Below are 18,161 nucleotides of genomic sequence, written 5' to 3'. Positions count from 1 at the left end.
ACCTTAAACCTTTTTAACTATGAAAAATTTATTTTTTGTTTTATTACTTTCTTTAGTCAGTTTTGTCTCTTTTGGGCAGTTACTTAATAATTCCTTTAATTTAAATAATGATAATGGAGATTTATTAATGAGAAATTATTCTACAAATGATTTGATCTGGAAACGAGCATTAGTTTCTGGAACAAATGAATTAATAATAAACTATGATGGAGATTTTTCAAGTGGGGTAACAGTAAGTGGTAAAGGATTGACTATACAAAAATATATGAAGCTTCTAATACGGATAACAGCTCTGCAGGTATAATACAATATCAAAGTGAAGGCGACGATTTTTTATATGATGGTAAATATTTAAACCATTATGGTTTTGGTTTTCATCATTTTCAGGATAACTCAAGCCCAGCAAATGGTAATAATGCTTATATGTCTGGTTATTTTGGAGTGGATTTTTTTACTGGTGGTCAAAATAGATTAAGAATTAACTATAATGGTAATGTTGGTATAGGCTCAGTAAACCCAGACAGCAAACTTACTGTAAAAGGTAAAATACATTGTGAAGAAGTAAAAGTAGATTTAGCAGTTCCTGCCGATTATGTATTTGAAAAATATTATATAGGTTCTTCTTCTTTAAAAGAAGATTATAAAATGCCAACTTTAGAAGAAGTTGAAATATTTACCAAAAAGAACAATCATTTACCTGAAATGCCATCAGCAAAACAAATACAAGAAGAAGGTTTACATTTAAAAGAAATGACCAACTTATTACTTCAAAAAATTGAAGAATTAACATTGTATACAATAGAACAAGAAAAACGTATTAAAACGTTAGAGAAGAAATTAACAGATGTTAAGTAATTGTTTCATCAAAGTTTAACTTAAAATTTTAAAATTATGATGAAAAGAATAATATTTACATTATCCTTAATTATATGTCTTTCTGGTTTTTCACAAAACTATCTTACTTACACTCCACAAACCTTAAATGTTTCTGGAAATTCTAATGAAGAAATACTAGCGAGTATAAGAGTTAATTGTTATGGAGGAGAAACCGGTTCTTGTTCAGGAAGTGCTACTGATTATATTTCCATTCCAGATAATGGTTTATTATCAATAGGTTATACAAATCCAATTTTGTTTGTCGGTGATGTCACTGATATGGTATTTAGATTTAAACGGAATGTTAATTTCACAACAATATCAACATATACTTTTAAAGCTGTCTATTTTGATAATAGAGGAGGATATCATGAAAAACCTATAACTATAAATGTAACATATAATTATGCTACTTGTAATTTAAATGCACCCTCGTCATCAAACACAAATGATATAACAGAGAACAGTGCTAAATTAAATTGGTCAAGTGTTGCAAACAATAGTGGTTATCAATATCAGTATAAGAAATCTAGTTTTAGTTCTTGGACAACTGGTACTACTAGTAGTACCAGTAAAACAATAACTAATTTAAGTGCAAATACTGATTATCAATGGAGAGTCCGTTCCAAATGTTCAAATGGTATATATAGTGATAATTGGGGCTCTATAAAAAACTTCACAACTTCAAGTGCCAGTTGTACTGAAAATGTTACTATTGATGAGGATATCTATCAAAATCAAGGAACCGTTTCTGTAGAAGTTTCTAATACCATAATAGCTACAAACATTATAAATACATCCTACCCTGTCACATTTAAAGCTGAAAATAAAGTTATTTTAAACCCTGGATTTCATGTGCAATCAGGTACAAATTTCAGAGCATTTATAGAAGATTGTACAGCAGGTAGACCTTCTTTAGCTAAAAGTTCTAATTCTCAGGAAGAACTTACGACAAATAGTGAAGATCTTAATATTTTAAAATCTAATGAAATTGTAAGCGTATATCCAAACCCAACAAAAGAGAATATTTTTATAAAAAGTGAAGAATCAATAAATCATTGGAACTTTACTACCCTATTTAATGAGGTTCTATTTGAAGGAAAAGAGAACCTACAGACAATTAACACTCAAAATTTACCTAAAGGAATTTATGTTTTAAGAGTCTTTTTAAATAATGGTGAATTAATCACTAAAAAAGTGATTAAAGAATAAATTTAAAACCAAGATTATAAAAAAGAGAAGCTATAGCTTCTCTTTTTTATTTTAATAAACCAACCTATATTTGCACCTCAACAACACAACAACATGAATATTCTAATTTTAGGTTCGGGAGGTCGCGAACATGCTTTTGTTTACAAACTTTTACAAAGTAAAAAAATAAATCAAATTTTTGTAGCGCCTGGTAATGCAGGGACTCATAAAATTGCTAAAAACATCAACATCAATCCTACTGATTTTACTGCTGTTAAAGAAACAATTTTAACCCATAAAATTGATATGGTGGTTGTGGGGCCTGAAGCTCCTTTGGTAGACGGAGTTCATGATTTTTTCTTAGATGATGATGAGTTAAAATCAATTCCAGTAATCGGTCCTAAAAAAGATGGCGCTTTATTAGAGGGTAGCAAAGATTTCTCTAAGCAATTCATGGAAAAACATAACATTCCAACAGCTCGTTATAAATCATTTACCAAAGAAAATTTAAATGATGGGTTTAATTTCTTAGAAACTTTAAATCCTCCTTATGTTTTAAAAGCAGATGGTTTAGCTGCTGGTAAAGGCGTTTTAATTCTTAATAATTTAGAAGAAGCAAAAGCTGAATTGAAAGAGATGTTAACGCATCAGAAATTTGGAGAAGCATCTTCTACAGTTGTTATTGAAGAATTTTTAGACGGAATTGAACTTTCTGTTTTTGTGTTAACGGATGGAAAAAGTTATAAAATTTTACCGTCTGCTAAAGATTATAAACGAATAGGTGAAGGTGATACAGGTTTAAATACAGGTGGAATGGGTGCCATTTCTCCAGTTCCGTTCGCTAGTGAGGATTTCTTAACTAAAGTTGAAGAACACGTCGTAAAACCAACTATAAATGGTTTACAGAAGGACGGAATCGATTATCGTGGATTTATTTTCATCGGTTTAATGAATGTTGATGGAAATCCGCAAGTTATTGAATACAACGTACGAATGGGTGATCCTGAAACAGAAGTAATTTTACCAAGAATAGAATCGGATTTATTAGATTTATTTGAAGGAGTTGCGCATCAAAATTTACATGAAAAATCGTTTAAAGTAACGGATAAGATAGCAACAACTGTTATGTTGGTTTCTGGTGGATATCCTGAATCGTATGAAAAAGGGAAAGAAATTTTAGGGTTAGAAAACATTGACGGTTCTATCGTTTTTCACGCAGGAACAAAATTAGAAAACAATAAAGTTCTTACTAATGGTGGTCGTGTTATGGCTATTACTTCATTAGGAAAAACAATCAATGAAGCCTTAGAAACATCCTACAAAAACATTGATAAAATATCTTTTGATAAAATGAATTATCGAAAAGATATTGGCTTTGATTTACAATAATTAAATAACGGTAGCTTTTTCAAGCGTAAACGAAAACTCAGAACCTTCTCCGAAGGTGCTTTTTAATAAAATTGTTTCGTTGTGAGCTTCTATAATATGCTTTACAATCGATAAACCAAGACCAGAACCTCCTTGCTCTCTCGAACGACTTTGATCTACTCGATAAAAACGTTCAAACAAACGAGGAAGGTGTTCTTGCTTTATGCCTTCTCCATTATCTGCTATTTTTATGATGTATTTATTTTTATTATAGTTTTCTACAGAAGCAATAGTAACTCCACCCACTTTTCCATATTTAATGGAATTAACAATTAAATTAATTAATACTTGTTCTATTCTTTCTACATCTCCCTTAACAAGTACTGGAAACTCGTAAATCTTATCAAACTTTAATTTGATATTGCGTTTTTTTGCTTTCATTTCAAACAAATCAAAAACATTTTGAATAACCTCAAGAATATTAAATGTTTCAATATTCATCTTCATTCCTTCTGTTTCTAATTTAGCAATCATATCCAAATCTTTAACAATAGAAGTGAGTCTTTCTACACCTTTACTTGCTCTTTCTAAATATTTTTCCCTAATTTCTCTATTATTAGCAGCTCCTTCTAAAAGTGTTAAAATATAGCCCTGTACTGTAAAGAGTGGTGTTTTTAATTCATGCGCAACATTTCCTAAGAAATCTCTTCTAAAAGAATCTCTTTCTGTTAAATTAGCTATTTCTTCTTTTTTGTCTTCAACATACTCCTGCACTGTTTTGGTTAAACCTTCTACATCGGTTGTAACTTTATCTCTATGTAAATCATTGATATCTAAAATTGAAATATCTTGATATAATTTTTTAATCCTTTGATAGATAAAATGTTCTGCTCTGTACTGTATTATGAAAAAGGATATGGTAAAAAGTAAAAATCCAAAAACAACTACCGTAATAACTCCTAATGATTGGAAGAAAAACAAGTAGGAAAGTAATGCAATAGCAATAGATAATATGGTTAAATAAAATGCTGATAAAAGAGCGTAATTATATGTTTTTTTTATTTTTTTCATTCTAAAACAAAAAGTAGATTGCTAAAACAGCAATCTACATAATTTTATTGGTATGTTACTAATGTTATTTTTCTGCAGATTCAAGTACAAATTTATAACCTACTCCTTTTACCGTTTTAAAATAATCATCTCCTATTTTTTCACGTAATTTTCTAATATGTACGTCTATAGTTCTTCCACCAACCACAACTTCATTACCCCAAACATTATCTAATATCGTTTCTCTTTTAAAGACTTTTCCTGGTTTTGAGGTTAAAAGAGAAAAAAGTTCAAATTCTTTTCTAGGTAATGTGATTTTTTTTCCTGCTTTAAAAACCACATATTCTTCTCTGTTAATTAAGATATCACCAATTTTGGTTGTTGTATCTTCTGCTGTTTCTGTTTTTAAGCGACGTAAGAGAGATTTTACTTTGCTTACTAAAACTTTAGGTTTTATTGGTTTGGTAATATAATCATCTGCACCTGCATCAAACCCGGCAACTTGAGAATAGTCTTCTCCTCTTGCTGTTAAAAAAGAAATTATTACATTTTCAAGTGATTTTATTTTACGTATCTTTTCACAAGCTTCAATACCATCCATCTCTGGCATCATGATGTCAAGTAAAATTAAATGGGGAGTTATTTTTTTAGCTAATTTCACACCTTCTGCACCATTGTTTGCAGTAAAAACCTGATATCCTTCTGATTTTAAATTATACCCGACAATTTCTAAAATATCTGGCTCGTCATCGACTAATAAAATCTTGATGTCGTTAGTATTCATTTCTTTGGTTTAATTAATTTAACTCAAAAATAACTATTATATAATTAAAACAATCAACACCTGTTTAACTTAACATTGATTTAATGTTAAGGCTTTTATTAAAAATTACGCTTACTATCAGAAGCTTAACTTTTAATTAATGTGAGTTTTAGTATTTTACTTGACTCTTATATTAACCATTAAAGTAGTAAATTAAAATTAACTACCTTAAAAATTTGCATTTACAACAACTTAAAAATAACTAGAACATAACCAAGCCTTTCTTTTTTATACTTTTGAAGTATGTATAAAACACTTACCAAACTTGCTGAAAAAGTCTTTACAAAGTCACAGATTTTTAAATCTGGCTTCAACCTTTCGCCAATGTACAGAAGATTAACAGGGCGTATTATTTATACTTCGGATGATTTATTAGATGTAAAAATTAAAATTCCTATTAGTTATAAAAACAAAAACTATGTTGGTAGTGTTTTCGGTGGAAGCTTATTCTCTGCAACTGATCCTATTTACATGATACAGTTACTCCATATTTTAGGAGATGATTATGTGGTTTGGGATAAATCTGCCGAAATAAAATACAGAAGGCCTGCAAAATCTAATGCTTACGCTGAATTTGTTTTTACTTCGGAAGAAATAGAAAACATCAAAAAAGATATCGCTGAAAAAAAGGAAATCGACTTGATAAAAAAACTGAATATAACCGATGGAGAAAAAACGGTTTTCTGTGAGTTAGAAAAAATCATTTACATCGCAGATAAACAGTACTACAAAGAGAAAAGAAAAAAGAAGAAATAATATAATAGTTGCTATGAAAAATGTTGTTTTCCTTTTGATTTTGTGTTTTACAATATCAGGGTTTTCACAATCTAATTATCAAAAATTTAAAAACCTTTCGAGTCCTAAAAAATGGTGGATTTTCTTTCATCCTTTTAAAGCCAAAAAAGCCTTAGCTATTTCTAAAGAAGCTGGTCGTGTAACCGATAGTATTCGAAAAACAAGCTTATTAGACGGTGATCATGCAGGTGGACAGGTAGATGCTTTTCGTCATGCTTTTTGGATGGCACGTTTGCGTCAAGAAATTGGTGAATCTGCTGCACGTTCTTTAGGAAAAGCGCATGAAAAAGAAAATTATCAATATTTTAAAGAAAATAAATTAGAAGATGGTGTTTTACCCGACAAAGCTTCTAGGAAAATGGATTTACATAACAATGAAATTGGATTGTCGCTAACCAGAAAAGGTGAAAAATACACTAAAAATAGATTAATTTATCTAATTGTGAATGCAATTCATCAAGGTAAAATGCTCATCATTAAAAAAGACGCTAAAAAACGCTTTCTAACCTGTAAAGGAAATCTCATCAATACAAAAACATTAAGAGGAAAATGGGAAAACAACAAATGTTTAGTAAAATCAAACGAAATAATTACTGATAAGTAAAAGTCAATCTTCTTCAGATTAAAATCAATTTATAAAAATATTTCTACCTTTATAAAAATTGATTACTATGAAATTAATTCCTTCATTAGGAGAAATTACCCATAAAGGTAAAGAAGCTTTTAAACGCTTTCCTATTACGCTTTCATGGTCAATTATTGGAACCCTTTTTACTTTGTGGTCTGTTGAAATAGAAACCTTTGATAAAATTTTTTATGGTAAGGTAATTCTCACCTTTATTTTAGGAATTAGTTGGTTAATCGCTACTCGTTTTTTTGAAGAACAATTTAAAACGGATAAAGAATGGATTTTCTTAATCACATTATCCTTTATTTTTGTGTTTTATGTAAGCCTGCCCAATGAAGGTAGAATGAGCAATACAAACATCACACGGTTTGTGCTATACTTATTAGCGGGACATTTACTGATTTTTGTAGCTCCTTTTTTATTAAAGTGGAATAAAAACGCCTATTTCAACTATATAAAATCCATTTTTATCGCCATTGTTAGAAGCTTGTTTTTCTCTTTAGTCTTATACCTTGGTGTTGCACTTGCACTTCTCGCTTTTAAACATTTATTCAATATTGATGTTGATGGAAAACGTTTCTTTCAAATTTTTATCATTTGTTTAGGTATTGTAAATACTTGGATGTATTTAGCTGATTTTCCTAAGAAAATACACCAAAAAACCATTGTAAACTATACAAAAGCATTAGAGGTTCTTGTAAAGTATGTTTTGATTCCTTTAGTAATTTTATACCTTATCATTTTATATGCTTATAGTTTAAAAATTGTACTGAACTGGAACTTACCTAAAGGATGGGTTTCTTATTTGGTTGTAGCACTTTCCTTTTTAGGTTTTCTTATTCAAATTTTAATCAGCCCGATTCAACAAACGACAGATTCTAGAGCAATTCGAAGGTTTTATCCGTGGTTTTATGTGTTGTTACTTCCTTTAAACATATTACTTTTTGTAGCTATTTTTCGCAGAATTTCAGAATATGGATTTACCGAAAATCGTTATTTTGTGCTCATTTTAGCATGTTATATTTTAGGAATGACAGCTTACATGCTTATTAGTAAAAACAAAAAAACCAATTATTTTCCATTGAGTTTAGCTGTACTAGCTTTGCTTACTTCCTTCGGATTCTGGAGTGCTTTTTCGGTTTCTACCAAAAGTCAAGTACATCAGTTTAAAAAAGTGTATCACGAAATTAAAGCACAGAATTTCACAACTACTTACGAGAAGAAAAATCAGTTACAATCTATAATACGCTATTTATCTAATAAAAATGAAACTGATAAGATTACCGATATTTTAGGCTACAATCCAGACGAAGTTTTTAAAAGTAAAAACAAATGGGATATTCCTTATAAATTAATGGATAGTTTGAATATTACTATTGATGATAAAACGACAATAGCTTCTGAAAATAAATATTATAATTTAGATGAATTCAACACCATAATAAACACCAAAGGGTATGATTTTTTTAAACGTGTGTATTTCAATAGTTTTAAAGATAATCGTAAAGAATATTTGGGCTATGAGTTTATTCTGTTAGAAAAATCTAACACAATCTCTATTTGGAAAAACAATTCAGAAATAGGAATATTAGATTGCACCTCCCTTTTGGATTCACTTGACAAGCAAAGTAAAAATAACGGTATAGATCCTGATCTAATGACGATTGAAAAAATTTTAGATTCCTTAAAAGTAAAAATTGTGTTTGTTGATATTTCTATGGATAAAAACAATCAGAAAAATTATATTTACTCTGCTAACGGATATGTTTTAATCAAAGAAAATGGTCAATAAACTCAATCTGAAAAATATTTTATTTCTAGATATAGAAACTGTTCCGCAACACGAAAACTGGAACGACGTTTCTAAAGAAATGCAAGAACTATACGAAGCTAAAACCAAATACCAACGAAAAGATGAATTTACTGCAGAAGAATTTTATCATAGAGCAGGTATTTGGGCTGAGTTTGGGAAAATAATCTGTATTTCTGTTGGGTATTTCGTAGAATTAAAAGGGGCTGATCAATTAAGAGTTACTTCTTTTTATTCTGATGATGAAAAACAACTCCTCATCGATTTTAAAACCTTATTAGAAGATCATTTTAACAAACCTCAACATATACTATGTGCTCATAACGGAAAAGAGTTTGACTTTCCATACATTGCTCGTAGAATGATTATCCAGCAAGTTGAGTTACCCAAAAAACTCGATTTATTTGGTAAAAAACCATGGGAAGTTCCGCATTTAGACACTTTAGAATTATGGAAGTTTGGTGATTATAAACACTATACTTCGCTGAAGTTATTAACACATATTTTAGGAGTTCCTTCACCAAAACAAGATATTGATGGTAGCGAGGTCGCTAACGTATATTACGAGGAGAAAAACCTCCCGCGTATTGTTGAGTATTGTGAACGTGATACCGTTGCAGTAGCACAATTATTATTGCGTTTTAATAATTTATCCTTGGTTGAAGAAAAAAACATTATTAAAGTTTAATAATAAATCAGAATTCTTTTTACAATACTATTATAATTTACAAAAAAAGCATCTGTTTTAAAACAGATGCTTTTTATATGAATGGTAAACTTTGTTGCGTTACGGAAACTTTATTATAAAGCGCTATATAACTCTTGTTTGTGCTTATTTAATAAAGACTTAGTAATTCCTAAATTAGCTTTAGAAGAATCTACTGCTAAATAAATAAAGTAAGCACCACTAGGGGCTACATTAATTATATGTACTTGTCCGTTTAAGGTAATTGTTATATCCTCAATATCTTCTTTAAGCCCTAATACTTTAATGGCGTTTAACTTAGCTTTAACCACTTCTAAGTTATAGGCTGATGCTAATTCTGGATCGAAACCATCAATAGCTTCCGAATCATAAGATATACCTGATTCAATTTCTGTTACTGAAACTGCAATAAAACCACTAATAGATTTTACATTCTCTTTAAAAGACTTTAATATTTCTTTCATTACTTTATTTATTTATATTTTTATTTGCCACAAAAGTGATATATAAATCTGGAGAGAATCTGTAGAAAACTCCTAAAAAATATTTTTAGTATTTAAAATATTTTTTTTAATAAATAAAACAGTGATAACATGTAAGTTATCTTCATTTTTATATGCAATATAAAAATTGTAAAAAGAAATTATTTTTTTCACCATAGATAATCCTAAACCTGTAGATTCTGAACTATTTGTAGATTTAACAAATCTATTAAATAGTTCTACTTTAGAAACAATAAGAGGTTTTCCTGTATTTGTAATTACAAAAGATTTATCTGTAATTTCTATAGCAATCCCACCTCCTTTGATATTGTGTTTAATGGCATTGCTAATTAAATTGTTAAAAAGAAGATACGCCAGTGTTTCGTTTAATAAGAGTTTGGGATTATCTTTAAATTTAGTGGTTAATTCAATGTCTTTTAAAATTAATAATTCTTCAAAATCCTCTATTCTTTCTTTAATGTAATCTGCTAAATAGATTTCTGTATTTTCAACAAACTGATTGTTTTCAATTTTAGTTAAGATCGATAAGTTTTTGCTTAACCTAGACAATCTCCCTGTAGATTGATGTAGCTGAGCTAATGTAATTAAATGTTCTTCATTAAGAGTTTGATCTTGTAATAATAACTCTATTTTGTTTTTGATAATAGCTAATGGTGTTTGTATTTCATGTGAAACGTTCTCTGTATATTCTCTTAACAATTTATAATCTTTTTCAACCTGAAAAGTCATGTTTTCAATTGTTGTGTTTAACTCATTAAATTCTAACACCTTTGTTGGTAGAAGCTTTAATGATTCTGACTTTTTTATGTTGTATGATCGTAGTTGGAATAATGTGTCATAAAAAGGCTTCCAAACTATTTTAGATACTATGTTAGCTAATAATACCATTGTTAAAAACAACAGGATGATAATAACAAAAATAATTTCTAAAACATCTTTGATTAAGTTTTCTTGTGATAGTAAGGATTTAGTAATACTTATTATATAATAATTTTCTTTAATTTTTTCAGAAAATAGTATCTGTCTATGATTAAGATTATTTTTTTCATAAGTACTGTACATAACAGTATCTTTTATAAATGTTTCTATTCTGGGATCCTCATCCACCTTTTTTATGTTAATTTTATCACCAATGTTAAGTGTGTAAGTTGATAGTAATTCATCAAACTCATTAAGCTCATGTATTAATTGTTCTTTTTCTGCATATAGTTTTTGATTAAACCCTTCGTTTATATTGTATTTCGTAATATAAAATGCTAAAACACTTCCTACTAACGATGCAATCAAAAGCCCTATGAAGTAATATTGATTGGTAAACCTAAGTAATTTCATTCATCTGTAAATTTATAACCCACTCCATATACTGTTTGTATGTAGTCTTTTCCGTTTTTCTTTAAGATTTTTTTCCGGAGATTTTTAAGGTGGGAGTATATAAAATCATAGGAATCCGCCATGTCCATTTGATCTCCCCATAAGTGTTCTGCAATAGAACTTTTCGGAATCACCCTATGTAAATTAGTTATAAAATATAGTAAAAGATCGTACTCTTTTTTGGTTAATTTTATAAACTCATTATTAACTTTTACATTTTTATCATTTGGGAAAACCTCAATTTCGTTAAAAACAATGGTGTTTTGAGCGTTAAAATTTCGTCGTCGTAAAATGGACTTAATTCTGGCATTAAGCTCTACCAAATCAAATGGTTTTGTAAGATAATCATCAGCCCCTATTTCTAAGCCATAAATTTTATCATCAAGGGCGTGTTTAGCTGAAATAATGATAATACCACAATCAGACCTCATTTCTTTCAGTTGCTTTACGACTTCAAACCCTTTACCGTCTGGTAAATTTACATCTACCACCAAGCAATCATACTCGTAATCCCAACTCTTAGTTTTGGCTTTCTCTAAATTATCAACCCATTCACATTGATATCCTTCTTTGTTAAGATAAGCCATCATAGTTTCAGCTAATAAATGTTCATCTTCAATAATTAAAAGTTTCATAAAAATAGACTTTTGTTACTATACAACTAACTATCCTTCCAACTTCATGGAAAGCTCAAACCAACGTTCTTCTTTTGTTTCTAAATCTTCAATAATTTGTTGGAGCTCTATTGATTTATCATTAATGTCTTCTGATGAAACTTCATTATTCATAAATTGTGTTTCAATAATTGCTTTTTTCTTCTGAAGTTTTTCAATATCTTTTTCTAACAAACCAAATTCTCGGTTTTCATTAAAACTTAACTTTCCTTTTTGAGGTGTTTTAACGGGTGCTACAACCTCTTTCTTCTCTTCCTTGGGTTCTTCTTCTTTAGAATCTTCATAAGCTCTAAAATCAGAATAATTTCCAGGGAAATTTTCAACAATTCCATCGCCTCTAAACACAAACAAATTATCCACTATTTTATCCATAAAATAACGGTCATGTGATACAACCATTAAATTACCAGGGTAATCTAATAGAAAGTTTTCTAACACGTTTAAAGTAACTACATCTAAATCATTCGTAGGTTCATCCAGAATTAAAAAATTAGGATTTTGAATAAGTACCGCACACAAATACAATCTTTTTTGTTCTCCACCACTTAGTTTTTCAACGAAATCATGCTGCTTTTTTTTATCGAATAAAAAACGTTCTAATAATTGACTTGCAGAAATTTTTCTTCCTTTCGTTAAAGGAATATACTCACCAAATTCTTTAATAACGTCTATTACTTTCTGTCCTTCTTTAATAACAATACCTTTTTGGGTATAGTAACCAAATTTTACGGTTTCTCCTACAATCACTTTTCCTCCATCAACAGGAACTTTTCCTGTTAAAATATTTAAAAAAGACGACTTACCTGTTCCGTTTTTTCCGATAATCCCTATGCGTTCTCCTCTTGTAAACACATAGTCAAATCCGTCTAAAATAACTTTATCATCAAAAGATTTTTTTAACTTATGTAGCTCAACAATTTTACTTCCCAAGCGCTCCATGTTAATTTCTAACTGAACTTCATGTTCGTTTCTTCGCTGATGTGCTTTTTCTTTAATTTCAGTGAAGTCATCAATACGTGATTTCGACTTCGTAGTTCGTGCTTTAGGTTGACGACGCATCCATTCCAACTCTTTTTTGAACAAACTTTTTGCTTTACTCAAGTTAACAGCTTCAAGCGCTTGTCGTTCTTCTTTATTTTGAAGGTAATACGAGTAGTTTCCTTTATACTTATATAACTGTCCGTTATCTAACTCTATAATTTCATTGCATACACGCTCTAAAAAGTAACGGTCGTGCGTTACCATAAACAAGGTAATCTTTTCTTTTGCAAAAAAAGCCTCTAGCCATTCTATCATTTCTAAATCTAAATGGTTGGTTGGCTCATCTAAAATCAATAAATCTGGTTTATTTATTAGTACAATCGCTAACCCCAATCGTTTTTTTTGGCCTCCAGAAAGCGTACCCACTTTTTGACTTAAGTCATCCAACTTCAATCTGGATAAAATTTGTTTGTATTGTGTTTCAAAATCCCAGGCATTGTGTTGCTCCATTAATTCAAACGCATGTTGATAAGCTTCAACTTCATCAGGGTTTTCTAGTGCTTTTTCATATTGTTTTACAATCGTAAGAATTTTATTTTCTGTTGAAAAAATAGTTTCCTCTATTGTTAACTCAGGATTTAATTTATCGTCTTGTGCTAAATAAGCTATATAAATTCCTTTTCGACTCGTTATTTGCCCCGTGTCTGGTGTATCTAAACCTGCTATAATATTTAAAATAGAAGTCTTTCCACTACCATTTTTTGCTACAAATGCAATTTTCTGATCTTTATTAATTCCGAAAGAAATATCTTCAAACAATACTCTTTCGCCATAAGCTTTTGATATATTTTCAACCGTAAGGTAATTCATCTGTATAATTTTACGCAAAGAAACAAAAAACCCGAGCAATTTGCTCGGGTTTAATTGGTTTTAAAAAAATGAAGGGTGATTATTTCTTAACCAATTTAGTTGTTAATAGCTTTTGACCATCGTTAACTTCTAAAATATACATTCCCGTTTGTAATTTGGAAACGTTAATGTTTGCATTGTCTAATCTACCTGTTTGTACAGATTGACCGATTGTATTCACAATTCTATACGTTGCATTAGATGTATCTTTAGTATTTAACTTTACTTGAATAAAGCTGGTTGCTGGATTTGGATATGCAACTACATCTAAAACTTTCTCGTTTCTTAAAGCTTCTGCAGAAACATCAGCTCCGTAAGAACGTGCAGATGTTGAAATATTAACCGTATAATCTTCAACTTCTCCATCTCCAAAAGACTCACAAGCAGTTGATGCTGAGTTATATTTCATAGAAACACGCATTCTTGTATTTCCTAATACTGCATTTGCAGGTACTGCAACTGTATAACTTAAATTTCCTGCACTACTAGATGATCCTGATGCTACTTTTTCACTACTAGCAAATGTTCCATCTTGATTAAAATCAATCCATACACTAAAGAATTCTGTATATGAAGACCCGCTAAAACCAGCACTTACTAACAATTGATTTGATGATCCTGGAGCTACTGTTGCTACTTGACTTGTAAAATCTCCATAACCTCCATTAGCTCCTGTTGAATTTGTCATACCTCCAAATGACACATAATCAATCCACTCATACGTAACTCTGCTTCCTGTTGATGTACAATAAGAAACCTGATTACTCAACGTTGTAAATGATACAGTGCCTGCTGCAGATTCATTTCCTGCTGCATCTTTTGCTCTTACTGAATACGTATAACTTGTTGCTGCTGTTAATCCTGATACATTTGTAGATGTTGATGTGGTTGAAGTTACAAAAGTTGCTCCTCTATACACATCATATCCTGTTACTCCAACATTATCTGATGATGCTGACCAGCTTAGTGTTGCTGATGTTTGTGTAACGCTTGATGCACTAACGTTTCCTGGTGTACTAGGTGCCTGTGTATCTGGTGCTCCTGCTCCAATTACCACAGTATAATCTTCTACTTCTCCATAAGAAAATGTCTCACATGAAGTCGGCACTCCATCATATTTCATAGAAACACGCATTCTTGTTGCTCCTGATGCTGCACTTGCTGGTACCGTAAATGATCCTGAAACTGGTGTCGTTTTAGAAGCTGTTTTCGTCCAAACTGTTTCTCCACTATCTGCAAAATCTCCATCTTGGTTATAATCAATAAACACTGCATAACCTTCATTATACGTGGTTCCTGTCCAAGTAGGAGTAATTGTAATAGTAGCTGATGCTGATTTTGCTAAAGTTGTTGAAATTGAAGTATGATCTGTATATCCACTTCCTCCTCCAGAAGTATTGTTAATAGTTCCTAATTGAACTCTTCCTATATATTCATCTGCAACACTATTTCCTTTAGAATCACAATAGTTTAATGGTGGCGTTCCTGTTGTAGTAACATTCGTTGTCGCTGCTGTTCCACTTCCTCCATCTGAACATTTAGCAGATACAGATACTGAATATTGAGTTCCTGCTGTTAAACCTGAGGCAGTAAATGAAGTTCCAGAAACGTTTGAGGTACTTCCACCAACAGTAACATCATAAGATACTGCACCAGAAACCGAACTCCATGATACTGTAAATCCGTTATCTCCAACACTTGAAGACGATAAACTGGCTGGTGCTGCTAAATCACAAGGGGTTCCAAATTTATCAGATAATGCTAAACTTCTACGAGACCCTCCTGCTTCTAAAACAGTACGCATTCTTGCTTTTTGTCCTACCGTAAATAAATTCATACAAGTATCATCAGAATAATCCATGTAATTTTCTACCATATCTAAAGAACCACAAGAAGAGTGTGACGATTCACAGCCATAATTAGCCGCATCTGATTCTGGAGTATCTGATACAAAATCATCTACTCCACAACCTCCATCACCCCAAATATGACGTAAGTTTAAAAAGTGACCAACTTCGTGAGTTGTTGTTCTTCCTTTATCGAAAGGAGCAGATAAATAAAATCCTGTTCCTTTATCAGAACTACCAAAATATTGAGGTCCCATAACAACACCATCAGTAGAAGCACTACCTCCTGGGAATTGAGCGTATCCCAAAATTCCACCTCCAATGTTACAAACCCACATATTTAAATATTCTGAAGCATCCCATGGGTCCACACCTCCTTGAGATGATTTTTTCATTGCATCATTAGTTCCCCAAGAAGTTGTAGAAGAAGATTTTCTAGTAATACCTGTTGTTGGGTTACCATTAGGATCTATAGTCGCCAATTGAAACTCAATTTGAGTATCTGCTGCTTGAGACCATTTACTATTTGCATCAGAATTAGTTCTACGGTAATCTTCATTTAAAACATCTAATTGCGACTGAATCTGTGCAGCACTAATATTTTCTTGAGAATTGCTATAAATAACATGAACTACTACAGGAATAGTAATAATTTGACCGTCTACTCTTGCTTGGTTACTTTCCTTTTCTCTTACCTTTCTTTGAGTAAAAGATTCTATTTCTCCCATACGTTGTTGTAATGTCGGGTCTAGAGATTGTCTATACTCAAGGTTTTCCATTGAGTGACAGTTTCTTTGTTGTGCAAAATTTACAGCAACAAATAATAAACACATAAGTGTTAGGGTAATTTTTTTCATTTGATTGAAGGGTTTTAATTAATATTATATTTTGCTTAACCTTTAGGTTATTTAAAAATAAATAATCTAAAAAAAATCATAAATTTTTGTTAAAGCAGTAGCAAATATAATTTTTTTATTTAAAGTTAAAAGAAAATTAAAAAATTATGTATAAATCGTAAATATTTAAGTGTAAGCTGTAAAAAAACATAAAAAATTATGTTTAATCATAAGAATAGAACCCCAAGCAAAATCATCTTGGGGTTTTATTTCCTCATGAAACTGATAGGTTATTTCTTTACCAATTTGGTTTTTAATAACTTTTGTCCATCATTAACTTCTAAAATATACATTCCTGTTTTCAAATTAGATAGACTAATACTCTCTCCGTTTAGTTTTCCTTTTTTTACTAATTGGCCTATAATATTTAGGATTCTATATGATGCAATATCTCCTCTAATTTGTAAATTAACATGAACAAAATTAGTCGCTGGATTTGGAACCGCTTTTAGAACAAAGCTGCCTTCATTACCTATTGTAGATGCTTTTACATTGGCTACTTCCCCAAACGTTTGAACAACCGCTGCCGAATTTGTTATATTAACCGTGTAGTCTTCAACCTCTCCATCTCCAAAAGACTCGCAGGCTGTAGATTTACTATTATATTTCATAGAAACACGCATTCTCGTATTTCCTAATACCGCATCTGATGGCACAATAATATCTGCTGATAAATTACCGGCACTTGATGACGATCCTGCTACCACTTCTTCATTTGATTCGAATGTTCCGTTTTGGTTAAAATCAATCCAAATTGTAAAAAACTCAGTATAAGTGCTTCCGCTAAATCCTGCACTAAAAATAATTTGGTTTGTAGATCCTGGTGCTACTGTTGCTACTTGACTTGTAAAATCTCCGTAACCTCCATTAGCTCCAGTTGAATTTGTCATACCTCCAAATGATACATAATCAATCCACTCATACGTAACTCTACTTCCTGTTGATGCACAGTAAGAAACTTGATTACTTAATGTAGTAAATGTTACTGATCCTGATGCAGATTCATTTCCTGCTGTATCTTTTGCTCTTACTGAATACGTATAACTTGTTGCTGCTGTTAATCCTGATACATTTGTAGATGTTGATGTGGTTGAAGTTACAAAAGTTGCTCCTCTATACACATCATATCCTGTTACTCCAACATTATCTGATGATGCTGACCAGCTTAGTGTTGCTGATGTTTGTGTAACGCTTGATGCACTAACGTTTCCTGGTGTACTAGGTGCCTGTGTATCTGGTGCTCCTGCTCCAATTACCACAGTATAATCTTCTACTTCTCCATAAGAAAATGTTTCACATGAAGTTGGTATTCCATTATATTTCATAGAAACACGCATTCTTGTTGCTCCTGATGCTGCACTTGCGGGTACCGTAAATGATCCTGAAACTGGCGTCGTTTTAGAAGCTGTTTTCGTCCAAACTGTTTCTCCACTATCTGCAAAATCTCCATCTTGGTTATAATCAATAAACACTGCATAACCTTCATTATACGTGGTTCCTGTCCAAGTAGGGGTAATTGTAATAGTAGCTGATGCTGATTTTGATAAAGTTGTTGAAATTGAAGTATGATCTGTATATCCACTTCCTCCTCCAGAAGTATTATTAATAGTTCCTAATTGAACTCTTCCTATATATTCATCTGCAACACTATTTCCTTTAGAATCACAATAGTTTAATGGTGGCGTTCCTGTTGTAGTAACATTCGTTGTCGCTGCTGTTCCACTTCCTCCTCC

16 protein-coding genes are annotated in these 18,161 nt (G+C 31.0%); 8 read left to right on the top strand and 8 right to left on the bottom strand.

The window, feature by feature from the left end:
• The first annotated feature begins 19 nt into the window (after positions 1-19).
• From C7447_RS02450 to purD, 4 genes are all read left to right on the top strand, one after another.
• Complete coding sequence (locus C7447_RS02450; RefSeq protein WP_148868593.1) at positions 20-304, top strand: hypothetical protein; 285 nt, start codon at positions 20-22, stop codon at positions 302-304.
• Between the two features lie 119 nt (positions 305-423).
• Complete coding sequence (locus C7447_RS02445; RefSeq protein ID WP_148868592.1) at positions 424-855, top strand: tail fiber protein; 432 nt, start codon at positions 424-426, stop codon at positions 853-855.
• Between the two features lie 36 nt (positions 856-891).
• Positions 892-2,088, top strand: coding sequence for a 3-coathanger stack domain-containing protein (locus tag C7447_RS02440; RefSeq protein ID WP_148868591.1), 1,197 nt, complete (start codon positions 892-894; stop codon positions 2,086-2,088).
• 93 nt (positions 2,089-2,181) lie between these two features.
• Positions 2,182-3,456, top strand: a complete 1,275-nt coding sequence (gene purD / locus C7447_RS02435; RefSeq protein ID WP_148868590.1) for a phosphoribosylamine--glycine ligase — start codon at positions 2,182-2,184, stop codon at positions 3,454-3,456.
• Here the strand turns inward: purD and C7447_RS02430 are convergent, their stop codons facing one another.
• Both C7447_RS02430 and C7447_RS02425 read right to left on the bottom strand, forming a co-directional pair.
• Positions 3,457-4,506, bottom strand: a complete 1,050-nt coding sequence (locus C7447_RS02430; RefSeq protein ID WP_148868589.1) for a sensor histidine kinase — start codon at positions 4,504-4,506, stop codon at positions 3,457-3,459.
• A 64-nt stretch (positions 4,507-4,570) separates the two neighbouring features.
• Entirely contained in the window at positions 4,571-5,269 is a 699-nt protein-coding gene (locus tag C7447_RS02425) for a response regulator transcription factor (RefSeq protein ID WP_148868588.1), read from the bottom strand.
• A 282-nt stretch (positions 5,270-5,551) separates the two neighbouring features.
• Here C7447_RS02425 and C7447_RS02420 point away from each other — a divergent pair, with 282 nt between their 5' ends.
• From C7447_RS02420 to C7447_RS02405, 4 genes are all read left to right on the top strand, one after another.
• Positions 5,552-6,064 (top strand): DUF4442 domain-containing protein, encoded by a 513-nt coding sequence (locus tag C7447_RS02420; protein WP_148868587.1) that lies wholly within the window; start codon positions 5,552-5,554, stop codon positions 6,062-6,064.
• A 13-nt stretch (positions 6,065-6,077) separates the two neighbouring features.
• Positions 6,078-6,707 carry a DUF6973 domain-containing protein gene (locus C7447_RS02415; RefSeq protein WP_148868586.1) on the top strand — a complete coding sequence of 210 codons (630 nt, stop codon included), beginning with the start codon at positions 6,078-6,080 and terminating at the stop codon, positions 6,705-6,707.
• 67 nt (positions 6,708-6,774) lie between these two features.
• Positions 6,775-8,523: a DUF4153 domain-containing protein gene (locus C7447_RS02410; protein ID WP_148868585.1), complete on the top strand. Its 1,749-nt coding sequence runs from the start codon at positions 6,775-6,777 to the stop codon at positions 8,521-8,523.
• Positions 8,513-9,229: a 3'-5' exonuclease gene (locus tag C7447_RS02405; protein ID WP_148868584.1), complete on the top strand. Its 717-nt coding sequence runs from the start codon at positions 8,513-8,515 to the stop codon at positions 9,227-9,229. The genes C7447_RS02410 and C7447_RS02405 overlap by 11 nt, the downstream gene beginning before the upstream one ends.
• A gap of 113 nt (positions 9,230-9,342) precedes the next feature.
• Here the strand turns inward: C7447_RS02405 and C7447_RS02400 are convergent, their stop codons facing one another.
• From C7447_RS02400 to C7447_RS14710, 6 genes are all read right to left on the bottom strand, one after another.
• Positions 9,343-9,711 (bottom strand): hypothetical protein, encoded by a 369-nt coding sequence (locus C7447_RS02400; RefSeq protein ID WP_148868583.1) that lies wholly within the window; start codon positions 9,709-9,711, stop codon positions 9,343-9,345.
• A gap of 72 nt (positions 9,712-9,783) precedes the next feature.
• A complete protein-coding gene (locus C7447_RS02395; protein WP_148868582.1) occupies positions 9,784-11,082 on the bottom strand; it encodes a sensor histidine kinase in 1,299 nt (432 codons plus the stop codon).
• Positions 11,079-11,756, bottom strand: a complete 678-nt coding sequence (locus tag C7447_RS02390; protein WP_148868581.1) for a response regulator transcription factor — start codon at positions 11,754-11,756, stop codon at positions 11,079-11,081. Before C7447_RS02390 ends, C7447_RS02395 begins: the two co-directional genes overlap by 4 nt.
• Before the next feature lie 30 nt (positions 11,757-11,786).
• The gene (locus C7447_RS02385; RefSeq protein WP_148868580.1) at positions 11,787-13,646 is read right to left on the bottom strand and encodes an ABC-F family ATP-binding cassette domain-containing protein; all 1,860 of its coding nucleotides are present in this window, start codon (positions 13,644-13,646) and stop codon (positions 11,787-11,789) included.
• Between the two features lie 79 nt (positions 13,647-13,725).
• Positions 13,726-16,389 (bottom strand): GEVED domain-containing protein, encoded by a 2,664-nt coding sequence (locus tag C7447_RS02380; protein WP_246143000.1) that lies wholly within the window; start codon positions 16,387-16,389, stop codon positions 13,726-13,728.
• 269 nt (positions 16,390-16,658) lie between these two features.
• A partial coding sequence (locus C7447_RS14710; RefSeq protein ID WP_170245876.1) for a GEVED domain-containing protein occupies positions 16,659-18,161 on the bottom strand: 1,503 nt, incomplete at its 5' end.

Origin of the sequence: Tenacibaculum adriaticum (genome assembly GCF_008124875.1) — a bacterium.
Lineage (GTDB): Bacteria > Bacteroidota > Bacteroidia > Flavobacteriales > Flavobacteriaceae > Polaribacter > Polaribacter adriaticus.
This window is presented reverse-complemented; position numbering and strand designations above follow the sequence as displayed.

What these genes read in the sequence shown, in the direction of transcription:
- C7447_RS02450 (WP_148868593.1), top strand. Translation starts at nt 20, where the DNA reads ATGAAAAATTTATTTTTTGTTTTATTACTTTCTTTAGTCAGTTTTGTC.
- C7447_RS02445 (WP_148868592.1), top strand. Translation starts at nt 424, where the DNA reads ATGTCTGGTTATTTTGGAGTGGATTTTTTTACTGGTGGTCAAAATAGA.
- C7447_RS02440 (WP_148868591.1), top strand. Translation starts at nt 892, where the DNA reads ATGATGAAAAGAATAATATTTACATTATCCTTAATTATATGTCTTTCT.
- purD (WP_148868590.1), top strand. Translation starts at nt 2,182, where the DNA reads ATGAATATTCTAATTTTAGGTTCGGGAGGTCGCGAACATGCTTTTGTT.
- C7447_RS02430 (WP_148868589.1), bottom strand. Translation starts at nt 4,506, where the DNA reads ATGAAAAAAATAAAAAAAACATATAATTACGCTCTTTTATCAGCATTT.
- C7447_RS02425 (WP_148868588.1), bottom strand. Translation starts at nt 5,269, where the DNA reads ATGAATACTAACGACATCAAGATTTTATTAGTCGATGACGAGCCAGAT.
- C7447_RS02420 (WP_148868587.1), top strand. Translation starts at nt 5,552, where the DNA reads ATGTATAAAACACTTACCAAACTTGCTGAAAAAGTCTTTACAAAGTCA.
- C7447_RS02415 (WP_148868586.1), top strand. Translation starts at nt 6,078, where the DNA reads ATGAAAAATGTTGTTTTCCTTTTGATTTTGTGTTTTACAATATCAGGG.
- C7447_RS02410 (WP_148868585.1), top strand. Translation starts at nt 6,775, where the DNA reads ATGAAATTAATTCCTTCATTAGGAGAAATTACCCATAAAGGTAAAGAA.
- C7447_RS02405 (WP_148868584.1), top strand. Translation starts at nt 8,513, where the DNA reads ATGGTCAATAAACTCAATCTGAAAAATATTTTATTTCTAGATATAGAA.
- C7447_RS02400 (WP_148868583.1), bottom strand. Translation starts at nt 9,711, where the DNA reads ATGAAAGAAATATTAAAGTCTTTTAAAGAGAATGTAAAATCTATTAGT.
- C7447_RS02395 (WP_148868582.1), bottom strand. Translation starts at nt 11,082, where the DNA reads ATGAAATTACTTAGGTTTACCAATCAATATTACTTCATAGGGCTTTTG.
- C7447_RS02390 (WP_148868581.1), bottom strand. Translation starts at nt 11,756, where the DNA reads ATGAAACTTTTAATTATTGAAGATGAACATTTATTAGCTGAAACTATG.
- C7447_RS02385 (WP_148868580.1), bottom strand. Translation starts at nt 13,646, where the DNA reads ATGAATTACCTTACGGTTGAAAATATATCAAAAGCTTATGGCGAAAGA.
- C7447_RS02380 (WP_246143000.1), bottom strand. Translation starts at nt 16,389, where the DNA reads ATGAAAAAAATTACCCTAACACTTATGTGTTTATTATTTGTTGCTGTA.